Origin of the sequence: Pseudomonas protegens, from assembly GCF_003732485.1 — a bacterium.
In the GTDB taxonomy this organism is placed as follows: Bacteria; Pseudomonadota; Gammaproteobacteria; order Pseudomonadales; family Pseudomonadaceae; genus Aquipseudomonas; species Aquipseudomonas protegens_B.
This window is the reverse complement of sequence record NZ_MOAK01000058.1, coordinates 11,409-20,826: the sequence shown is the minus strand read 5'-3', so window position 1 is coordinate 20,826 and position 9,418 is coordinate 11,409. Positions and strand designations below refer to the sequence as shown.

Genomic DNA, 9,418 nt, shown 5'->3' with positions numbered 1-9,418 from the left:
GAACTGGCCAAAGCCGGCGTTTGACTACATCGATATCTATTGAGTGTTGTTCATATTCAGTGACGATTGTCCTGTGAAAGTGTCGCGATGCCTGAGGCAGACTTATCCGCTGTCCGTGGCATAGGGCAAAAGGCCATTTTGTTTTGAAACCAATAGCCTAATCGGCTGTCGCACGATCTCTGCTTAAATTTGAAAAGGAGGCTTCATGCCTTGGAAGCTCGCTTCATTCGGAACCTTGTTGGCCGCTGTTGTCCTCAGTGGATGCAGCGCCACCGGGTCGACAAAGGAACCTGTGGCCTCTGAGTCCGGACACACTCGTTGTGAAGCAACAGCTGCCGAATTTGCCGTCGGCAAGAAGGCTTCTCCCGAACTGCTGGAGCAGGCCCGTACTCGCGCAGGAGCGCAATATGCGCGTTTCCTCATGCCTAATGACATGATTACTCTGGAATACCGCTCCGACCGCCTGAACCTCAACACCGATGCTGGTCTGGTGGTCACCCGGGTCAACTGTGGTTGAGGGTTAGGCTTTTTGCCCGCCCATAAAAAACCCCGTCACATGGACGGGGTTTTTTTAGCTCGCTGAGAACTTACTCAGGGCGAACTTGTGCAGCTTGCATACCCTTTTGGCCTTTCTCAGCCACGAAGGAAACGGTTTGGCCTTCTTTCAGGCTTTTGAAACCGTCGCTTTCAATAGCTTTGAAGTGTACGAACAGGTCGTCACCGCCACCTTGAGGAGTGATGAAGCCGAAGCCTTTTTCATCGTTGAACCATTTTACGGTGCCGGTTTGGCGATTAGACATGGTGTATCTCCAAGAAACATATATTTTCAGTAGTGCTGTGCTGCTCAGGCCAACTGGGCACACCGAGCTATCATAGTCGAAATGTTCGGCTTGGGAGCCCCCTGTAGGTGCTCTTTGCCCGATGTGTCCGTGTATTTTGCCGCTCGAGATGGCTGCAGGCCCCGGTTTAAGGGGGTTTCGCGGAAAACAAGCGGAGATAAAAAAACCCGTAAAAGCTGCGTAAATTGTGAAAAAAACTGCGTTTCAGGCCCCCTGGCAAGCGTTGGTGGAGCCTGTTTCGATCGTTGGCAGGTTATTTGACCACTCGGCAAGCAGCGATGGCGTCCAGAGCTCGGGTTCTCAGTTCTGCACTAGGCTGCTTGGATTTGCTCATCAGCTCCTTGATTTCCTCGGTGGTGAATTTGTCATTCAGCTTTTCTGCACCGCAGGCGCAATGTTTCTCGGCGCTTTTGGCGTCGATGCTTTGGCTGGCTGCTGCAGTGCAGTCCTTCATGTAGTCGGCACGAGCTCCGGCCGGCCATGCAGCTTGTGCGCTCAAGGGCAGGAGCAGGGCGAGTGGGGCGGCAAGGGCAAACAATTGAGTAAGGCGCATGAGTCGAGTTCTCCTGAGGTCGATAGCAAGGACGACGATTCTCCGGGTATTTGAGGTTCGGCGTACATCGCAAGTTCACTTTCTTGAATAAAAGACCGGAAAGTATCTTTTGGGAAACTTGCTGCGCGGTGATTACGATTTATCTGTGCTAGCATGCTCGGCTTGGGTGTTTTCAAGCTTTGGGTGTTTCACCTCCCTCGCGGTCTATGCCTCATTAATTTTGATTTGAACCCCAGTCACTCTGGTTCGGTTTTCCGGTTGGCCGCAAGGCTCTTGCCACTGTGAGGCAGGCGTTTGTTACAGAACGGCCGGACTGAATCGCGTACTGGCTCATCCCAACCCACGTGACCTTTGGTAGGGGTCACCACTAGGAGAGGAGGCGCCATGCCCACTATTACTCTTCCCGACGGTAGTCAACGTTCATTCGATCACGCGGTTTCCGTAGCTGAGGTCGCCGCATCCATTGGTGCAGGTCTGGCTAAAGCCACCCTGGCCGGCAAGGTGAATGGCAAGCTGGTCGACGCCTGCGATGTGATCGACGGCGACGCAACCCTGCAAATCATCACACCCAAGGACGAAGAGGGGCTGGAGATCATTCGCCACTCTTGCGCTCATCTGGTAGGGCATGCGGTCAAGCAGCTGTATCCGACCGCCAAGATGGTCATCGGCCCGGTCATCGATGAAGGCTTCTATTACGACATCGCCTATGAGCGTCCCTTTACGCCCGAGGACATGGCCGCTATCGAACAGCGCATGCAGCAGCTGATCGAGAAAGACTACGACGTGATCAAGAAGGTCACCCCGCGAGCCGAAGTGATTGAGGTGTTCAAATCTCGTGGCGAGGACTACAAGTTGCGCCTGGTGGAGGACATGCCGAATGAACAGGCGATGGGTCTCTACTATCACGAAGAATATGTCGACATGTGCCGCGGTCCACACGTGCCGAACACGCGTTTCCTGAAATCGTTCAAATTGACCAAGCTGTCGGGTGCCTACTGGCGCGGCGACGCCAAGAACGAGCAATTGCAGCGGGTTTACGGTACTGCCTGGGCGGATAAGAAGCAGCTCGCTGCCTATATCCAGCGTATCGAAGAGGCTGAAAAGCGCGACCATCGTAAGATTGGCAAGCGTTTGGGCCTGTTCCATACCCAGGAAGAAGCGCCGGGCATGGTGTTCTGGCACCCCAATGGCTGGACCCTGTACCAGGTGCTTGAGCAGTACATGCGCAAGGTGCAGCGTGAGAACGGCTATCTGGAGATCAAGACTCCGCAAGTGGTCGATCGCAGCCTTTGGGAAAAGTCCGGGCACTGGGCCAACTATTCCGAGAACATGTTCACCACTGAGTCGGAAAGCCGCGACTACGCGATCAAGCCCATGAACTGCCCGTGCCACGTGCAGGTGTTCAATCAGGGCCTGAAGAGCTACCGCGAGCTGCCGATGCGCCTGGCCGAATTCGGTGCTTGCCATCGTAACGAGCCTTCGGGAGCGTTGCACGGCATCATGCGTGTACGTGGCTTCACTCAGGACGATGCTCACATCTTCTGCACTGAAGATCAGATGCAGGCCGAGTCCGCTGCGTTCATCAAGCTAACTATGGATGTCTATGCCGACTTCGGCTTCAAGGACATCGAAATGAAGCTTTCCACTCGCCCTGAAAAGCGCGTGGGTTCCGATGAGCTGTGGGATCGTGCGGAAAATGCACTGGCTGCGGCTCTGGACAGTGCCGGGTTGCCGTATGATCTGCAGCCGGGTGAGGGGGCGTTCTATGGTCCGAAGATCGAGTTCTCGCTGAAAGACTGCCTGGGCCGTGTATGGCAGTGTGGTACCTTGCAGCTGGACTTCAATCTGCCGATTCGCCTGGGCGCTGAATACGTATCCGAAGACAACAGCCGTAAGCATCCGGTGATGTTGCACCGAGCGATTCTCGGTTCCTTCGAGCGTTTTGTCGGGATTCTGATCGAGCATTACGAGGGCGCGTTCCCTGCGTGGCTGGCTCCGACTCAGGCCGTGGTGATGAATATCACTGATAAACAGGCAGATTTTGCCCTCGAAGTAGAAAAAGCACTCAATCAAAGCGGATTTCGTGCCAAGTCCGACTTGAGAAATGAAAAGATCGGCTTTAAAATCCGCGAGCATACTTTGCTCAAGGTTCCCTATCTCTTGGTTATCGGAGATCGGGAGGTCGAGATGCAGACTGTCGCTGTGCGTACCCGTGAAGGTGAAGACCTGGGCTCGATGCCTGTGGAGCAATTCTCGGCGTTCCTCGCACAAGCGGTTTCCCGGCGTGGTCGCCAAGATTCGGAGTAATTATTATTAAGCGTGATATGAGACAAGATAAACGAGCTGCACCGAAAGCCCCGATCAACGAGAATATCTCGGCACGCGAGGTTCGGTTAATTGGCGCTGACGGCGAGCAGATTGGCATCGTCTCGATTGATGAAGCGCTTCGTATAGCTGAAGAAGCCAAGCTGGATCTGGTGGAAATTTCCGCCGACGCAGTCCCACCTGTTTGCCGGGTGATGGATTACGGCAAATCGATCTTCGAAAAGAAGAAACAGATTGCTGCTGCGAAGAAGAACCAGAAGCAGATTCAGGTTAAAGAAATCAAGTTTCGTCCAGGGACGGAGGAAGGGGATTACCAGGTAAAACTGCGCAACCTGGTACGTTTCCTGAGTGACGGGGACAGGGCCAAGGTATCCTTGCGATTCCGCGGCCGTGAGATGGCCCACCAGGAGCTGGGGATGGAACTTCTCAAGCGGGTTGAAGCTGACCTGCAAGAGTACGGTTCGGTCGAACAGCATCCTAAGATGGAAGGACGCCAGCTGATCATGGTCATCGCCCCGAAAAAGAAGAAGTAATCAACAGGGCACGGCAGGCCTTCTGATTATGTTTATCAACTGAATGCGGAGTATCCGAACATGCCAAAGATGAAAACCAAAAGTGGTGCTGCTAAGCGGTTTCTGAAAACTGCTAACGGTATCAAGCACAAGCACGCTTTCAAGAGCCACATCCTGACCAAAATGTCGACCAAGCGTAAGCGTCAACTGCGCGGTAGCAGCTTGCTGCATCCGTCTGACGTGGCAAAAGTCGAGCGCATGCTGCGCCTTCGTTAATTTTTGGATCAAGAATAGAGGAAGTAACTCATGGCTCGTGTAAAGCGTGGCGTCATTGCCCGTAAACGTCACAAAAAAATTCTGAAACTTGCTAAAGGCTACTACGGCGCACGCTCGCGCGTATTCCGTGTTGCCAAGCAAGCGGTAATCAAGGCAGGCCAATACGCCTACCGTGACCGTCGTCAGAAAAAACGTCAGTTCCGCGCTCTGTGGATCGCTCGTATCAACGCTGGTGCTCGTACTAACGGTCTGTCTTACAGCCGTCTGATCGCTGGCCTGAAAAAGGCGTCCATCGAGATCGACCGTAAGGTTCTGGCTGATCTGGCAGTGAACGAAAAAGCGGCGTTTGCTGCGATTGTCGAGAAAGCTAAAGCCACCTTGGCTTAAGTACCCCCGACAGTCATCCGGGCTCACCTTTCGTGAGCTCTGGTGTTAAACGTCATAAATAGGGGAAGAGCCTTCAAGCTCTTCCCCTATTTTGTATCTGGAGTCTGTACATGGAAAACCTGGATGCGCTGGTTTCTCAAGCACTTGAGGCCGTGCAACACGCTGAAGACATCAATGCCCTGGAACAGATCCGGGTTCACTTCCTTGGCAAGAAGGGCGAACTGACTCAGGTGATGAAGACCCTGGGCAACCTGCCTGCCGAAGAGCGCCCGCAAGTCGGAGCGCTGATCAACGTTGCCAAGGAGCGTGTAACAGAGGTTCTCAATGCGCGCAAAGCGGCTTTCGAGGAGGCGGAACTCAGCGCCAAACTCGCTGCCGAGTGCATTGACGTAACTCTGCCGGGCCGTGGCCAGACCTCTGGCGGTCTGCACCCGATTACGCGGACCCTGGAACGTATCGAGCAGTTCTTTACCCACATTGGCTACGGCATCGCCGAAGGTCCTGAGGTCGAAGACGACTATCACAACTTCGAGGCGCTCAACATCCCGGGCCATCACCCGGCCCGATCGATGCATGACACGTTCTATTTCAATGCGAACATGCTGTTGCGCACCCATACCTCGCCGGTACAGGTCCGCACCATGGAATCGCAGCAGCCGCCTATTCGCATCGTCTGCCCAGGCCGTGTCTATCGTAGCGACTCCGATATCACTCACTCGCCGATGTTCCATCAGGTCGAAGGCCTGCTGGTGGATCGCGACATCAATTTTGCCGACCTGAAAGGCACCATTGAAGAGTTCCTGCGGGTGTTCTTTGAAAAAGAACTGGCCGTGCGTTTCCGTCCTTCGTACTTCCCGTTCACCGAGCCATCCGCTGAAGTTGATATGGAGTGCGTGATGTGCAGCGGTAAAGGTTGCCGCGTCTGCAAACAGACCGGTTGGCTGGAAGTCATGGGCTGCGGCATGGTTCACCCGAACGTGCTGCGTATGTCCGGGATCGACCCCGAGGAGTTTCAGGGTTTTGCCTTCGGCATGGGCGCCGAGCGTTTGGCCATGCTGCGTTACGGTGTCAATGACTTGCGCCTGTTCTTCGACAACGACTTGCGGTTCCTTGCGCAATTTCGCTAGTCGCGCGTCCGTAACGAATCTATTAGGAGAGCAGGATGAAATTCAGTGAACAATGGCTGCGTGGCTGGGTTAGCCCGCAGGTGAGTCGTGACGAGCTGGCTGCTCGTCTGTCGATGGCCGGTCTTGAGGTTGACAGCGTAACGCCAGCCGCCGGTGATTTCAGTGGTGTAGTGGTGGGCGAAGTGCTCAGCACCGAGCAGCACCCGGATGCCGACAAGCTGCGCGTATGCCAGGTCAGCAACGGTGCAGAGACCTTCCAGGTGGTCTGCGGTGCACCTAACGTGCGTCCAGGCTTGAAGATCCCATTCGCGATGATTGGCGCCGAGCTGCCGGGCGATTTCAAGATCAAGAAAGCCAAGCTGCGTGGCGTTGAGTCCAACGGCATGCTGTGTTCCCAAGCCGAACTGCAGATTGGCGAAGGCAGTGACGGTCTGATGGAGCTACCAACCGACGCTCCGGTCGGGGAGGACGTTCGCACCTATCTGAATCTGGATGATGCGAGCATTGAAGTCGACCTGACGCCAAACCGTGGTGACTGCCTGTCGCTTGCCGGTCTGGCCCGTGAGGTCGGTGCGCTCTATGCCGCTAAAGTGCAGCGCCCTGAAGTGAAAGTGGTTGCCGCAGTGCACGACGAAGTACGCCCTGTGGAAGTACTGGCTCCGACGGCCTGTCCGCGCTATCTGGGTCGGGTTGTTCGCAATGTCGATTTGTCCAAACCGACCCCTCTGTGGATGGTTGAACGCTTGCGTCGTGCCGACGTGCGCAGTATCGATGCGGCGGTGGACATCACCAACTATGTGATGCTCGAACTGGGCCAGCCGCTGCATGCTTTCGATCTCGCCGAAATCAACGGCGGCATTCGGGTACGCATGGCAGAAGAGGGCGAGAAACTGGTACTGCTCGACGGCCAGGAAGTTACCCTGCGTAGCGATACCCTGGTGATTGCTGACCACACCCGTGCTCTGGCAATCGCTGGCGTTATGGGCGGTGAGCATAGTGGCGTTACCGCAAACACTCGCGATGTGTTTTTGGAAAGCGCTTTCTTCGACCAAATTTCGGTTGCTGGCAAAGCTCGTTCCTATGGCCTGCATACCGATGCTTCTCATCGCTATGAGCGTGGTGTGGACTGGCAGTTGGCTCGCGAGGCCATGGAGCGTGCAACTGGATTGTTGCTTGAGATCACTGGCGGCGAAGCTGGTCCGATCATCGAAGCGGTCAACGAGCAGCACTTGCCATCTGTTGCACCTGTGACTCTACGCGCTGAGCGCATCACTCAGATGCTAGGCATGGAAATCGACGGTCCCGAGGTCGAGCGTCTGCTCACCGCGTTGGGCCTGACAGTCACTGCCGATGGTGCAGGGCAATGGCGCGTTGAAGTGCCAAGCCACCGTTTCGATATCCGCCTTGAAGTCGACTTGATCGAAGAGTTGGCGCGTCTCTACGGCTACAACCGTTTGCCGGTTCGTTATCCGCAGGCTCGTCTGGCTCCTCAGGCCAAGGCGGAAGCGCAAGGTGATCTACCTGCCCTGCGGCGTCTGCTGGTAGCCCGTGGTTATCAGGAAGCAATCACTTACAGCTTCATCGATCCGAAATTGTTTGAACAGTTCAATCCAGGCGTTGAACCGCTGTTATTGGCCAACCCGATTTCGGCTGACATGGCGGCCATGCGCTCCTCGTTGTGGCCAGGTCTAGTCAAGGCACTTCAGCACAACCTGAATCGTCAGCAGGATCGCGTCCGCATGTTTGAAAGCGGCTTGCGTTTTATCGGTCAACTGGAAGGCTTGAAGCAGCAGCCAATGCTGGCCGGCGTCGTTTGCGGCAGTCGCTTGCCTGAAGGTTGGGCGCAAAGTCGCGATGGAGTCGACTTCTTTGACGTCAAGGCGGATGTCGAGGCAGTGCTGGGCCTTGCTGGCGCACTGGATGAATTCACTTTTGCTCCGGGCAAGCATCCTGCGCTGCATCCTGGCCAGACTGCACGTATCGAGCGCGATGGTCGTGAGGTTGGCTATCTGGGGGCAATTCACCCGGAGCTGGCGAAAAATCTTGGCCTGGATCGTCCGGTTTACGTATTTGAGCTGGTTCTGGGTGAGGTGGCTCAAGGTCGTCTTCCGAAGTTCCACGAGCTTTCGCGTTTCCCAGAAGTGCGCCGTGACCTGGCTTTACTGGCAGATCGTGACGTTGCGGCGAGCGCAGTGCTGGATGTAATTCGTGAAAATGCAGGCGAATGGCTGACAGACCTCAGGCTCTTTGACGTCTATCAGGGTAAAGGCATTGATCCGCATAGAAAAAGCCTTGCCGTCGGCTTGACCTGGCAGCATCCATCGCGCACTCTTAATGACGATGAGGTGAATTCCACGACACAAAACATCCTCACCTCGCTCGAACAAAGGTTGAACGCCACGTTAAGGAAGTGACGTATGGGGGCTCTGACGAAAGCTGAAATGGCCGAACGTCTCTACGAAGAGCTAGGCCTGAATAAACGCGAGGCCAAGGAATTGGTCGAGCTATTCTTTGAAGAAATCAGGCACGCTCTCGAAGACAACGAACAGGTCAAATTGTCCGGTTTCGGTAACTTCGACCTTCGGGATAAACGCCAGCGTCCTGGCCGCAACCCGAAAACGGGTGAAGAAATCCCGATCACGGCTCGCCGTGTGGTCACCTTTCGTCCAGGGCAGAAGTTGAAGGCCCGAGTTGAGGCTTATGCTGGAACCAAGTCATAACGACGAGCTCCCGGTCATTCCGGGTAAACGCTACTTCACCATCGGTGAAGTCAGCGAGCTCTGTGCGGTCAAACCGCATGTGCTGCGTTATTGGGAGCAAGAGTTTCCTCAACTCAACCCCGTCAAACGCCGCGGAAATCGCCGGTATTATCAGCGCCAGGACGTGTTGATGATCCGGCAGATCCGCGCGTTGCTTTATGATCAGGGGTTTACCATCGGCGGAGCGCGCTTGCGCCTTTCCGGCGATGAGGCCAAAGACGACACCACTCAATACAAGCAACTGATCCGTCAGATGATCTCTGAGCTGGAAGATGTGCTTGTGGTGCTGAAGAAGTAATTCATCGAATTAAATACTTCCACTTTTCAAAAGCTTGCGGTATATTCCTCAACGTTTCCTGAGAAGTGAAACAGGTTTAACGCCTAGTCGGGGCGTAGCGCAGTCCGGTAGCGCACTAGCATGGGGTGCTAGGGGTCGAGTGTTCGAATCACTCCGTCCCGACCATATTTTTCAATGACTTAGCCGCTTTCGAGCGGCTTTGTTGTTTCTGCCATAGTGACTTTCCAAGTGACCCTGGCCTTTTTCTTCATGCCTCCCTCCTTTTCAAAATCGTCAGTGCTGGTGCGCGCGAGTCAGTTGCTGATACCTTGTTTGCCGCCTCAATGAGCTGATCCAGTTCTG

At 54.9% G+C, this 9,418-nt stretch carries 11 protein-coding genes and 1 tRNA gene; 10 read left to right on the top strand and 2 right to left on the bottom strand.

Annotated elements, in window-relative coordinates; genetic code table 11:
• Positions 1-205: 205 nt before the first annotated feature.
• Positions 206-517, top strand: a complete 312-nt coding sequence (locus tag BLX41_RS16080) for an I78 family peptidase inhibitor (RefSeq protein WP_123725701.1) — start codon at positions 206-208, stop codon at positions 515-517.
• A gap of 70 nt (positions 518-587) precedes the next feature.
• Here the strand turns inward: BLX41_RS16080 and BLX41_RS16075 are convergent, their stop codons facing one another.
• Together BLX41_RS16075 and BLX41_RS16070 are read right to left on the bottom strand one after the other, a co-directional pair.
• Positions 588-800: a cold-shock protein gene (locus tag BLX41_RS16075; RefSeq protein ID WP_003179963.1), complete on the bottom strand. Its 213-nt coding sequence runs from the start codon at positions 798-800 to the stop codon at positions 588-590.
• 292 nt (positions 801-1,092) lie between these two features.
• Complete coding sequence (locus BLX41_RS16070; RefSeq protein WP_123725700.1) at positions 1,093-1,392, bottom strand: hypothetical protein; 300 nt, start codon at positions 1,390-1,392, stop codon at positions 1,093-1,095.
• 384 nt (positions 1,393-1,776) lie between these two features.
• Here BLX41_RS16070 and thrS point away from each other — a divergent pair, with 384 nt between their 5' ends.
• The 9 genes from thrS to BLX41_RS16025 all read left to right on the top strand — a co-directional run bounded on the left by thrS (position 1,777) and on the right by BLX41_RS16025 (position 9,241).
• Positions 1,777-3,699, top strand: a complete 1,923-nt coding sequence (gene thrS / locus BLX41_RS16065) for a threonine--tRNA ligase (protein WP_123725699.1) — start codon at positions 1,777-1,779, stop codon at positions 3,697-3,699.
• Positions 3,699-4,250 (top strand): translation initiation factor IF-3, encoded by a 552-nt coding sequence (gene infC, locus BLX41_RS16060; RefSeq protein WP_169893379.1) that lies wholly within the window; start codon positions 3,699-3,701, stop codon positions 4,248-4,250. The genes thrS and infC overlap by 1 nt, the downstream gene beginning before the upstream one ends.
• A 60-nt stretch (positions 4,251-4,310) precedes the next feature.
• Positions 4,311-4,505, top strand: coding sequence for a 50S ribosomal protein L35 (gene rpmI / locus BLX41_RS16055; RefSeq protein WP_002553160.1), 195 nt, complete (start codon positions 4,311-4,313; stop codon positions 4,503-4,505).
• A 30-nt stretch (positions 4,506-4,535) separates the two neighbouring features.
• On the top strand, positions 4,536-4,892 hold the full coding sequence (gene rplT / locus BLX41_RS16050) for a 50S ribosomal protein L20 (RefSeq protein WP_016963673.1): 357 nt from the start codon (positions 4,536-4,538) through the stop codon (positions 4,890-4,892).
• A 110-nt stretch (positions 4,893-5,002) separates the two neighbouring features.
• On the top strand, positions 5,003-6,019 hold the full coding sequence (gene pheS, locus BLX41_RS16045) for a phenylalanine--tRNA ligase subunit alpha (protein ID WP_011060419.1): 1,017 nt from the start codon (positions 5,003-5,005) through the stop codon (positions 6,017-6,019).
• Positions 6,020-6,054: 35 nt separating this feature from the next.
• Positions 6,055-8,433, top strand: a complete 2,379-nt coding sequence (pheT, locus tag BLX41_RS16040) for a phenylalanine--tRNA ligase subunit beta (protein ID WP_123725698.1) — start codon at positions 6,055-6,057, stop codon at positions 8,431-8,433.
• A 3-nt stretch (positions 8,434-8,436) separates the two neighbouring features.
• Entirely contained in the window at positions 8,437-8,739 is a 303-nt protein-coding gene (ihfA, locus tag BLX41_RS16035; protein WP_002553164.1) for an integration host factor subunit alpha, read from the top strand.
• Complete coding sequence (locus BLX41_RS16030; protein ID WP_007920509.1) at positions 8,720-9,076, top strand: MerR family transcriptional regulator; 357 nt, start codon at positions 8,720-8,722, stop codon at positions 9,074-9,076. The genes ihfA and BLX41_RS16030 overlap by 20 nt, the downstream gene beginning before the upstream one ends.
• Before the next feature lie 88 nt (positions 9,077-9,164).
• Positions 9,165-9,241, top strand: a tRNA-Pro gene (locus BLX41_RS16025).
• The last annotated feature ends 177 nt before the right edge of the window (positions 9,242-9,418 follow it).

Excerpts from the sequence above, each read along its gene's own strand:
- thrS (WP_123725699.1), top strand. The coding sequence starts at position 1,777 with ATGCCCACTATTACTCTTCCCGACGGTAGTCAACGTTCATTCGATCAC.
- rplT (WP_016963673.1), top strand. The coding sequence starts at position 4,536 with ATGGCTCGTGTAAAGCGTGGCGTCATTGCCCGTAAACGTCACAAAAAA.
- pheS (WP_011060419.1), top strand. The coding sequence starts at position 5,003 with ATGGAAAACCTGGATGCGCTGGTTTCTCAAGCACTTGAGGCCGTGCAA.
- BLX41_RS16030 (WP_007920509.1), top strand. The coding sequence starts at position 8,720 with ATGCTGGAACCAAGTCATAACGACGAGCTCCCGGTCATTCCGGGTAAA.
- pheT (WP_123725698.1), top strand. The coding sequence starts at position 6,055 with ATGAAATTCAGTGAACAATGGCTGCGTGGCTGGGTTAGCCCGCAGGTG.
- ihfA (WP_002553164.1), top strand. The coding sequence starts at position 8,437 with ATGGGGGCTCTGACGAAAGCTGAAATGGCCGAACGTCTCTACGAAGAG.
- BLX41_RS16080 (WP_123725701.1), top strand. The coding sequence starts at position 206 with ATGCCTTGGAAGCTCGCTTCATTCGGAACCTTGTTGGCCGCTGTTGTC.
- BLX41_RS16070 (WP_123725700.1), bottom strand. The coding sequence starts at position 1,392 with ATGCGCCTTACTCAATTGTTTGCCCTTGCCGCCCCACTCGCCCTGCTC.
- rpmI (WP_002553160.1), top strand. The coding sequence starts at position 4,311 with ATGCCAAAGATGAAAACCAAAAGTGGTGCTGCTAAGCGGTTTCTGAAA.
- BLX41_RS16075 (WP_003179963.1), bottom strand. The coding sequence starts at position 800 with ATGTCTAATCGCCAAACCGGCACCGTAAAATGGTTCAACGATGAAAAA.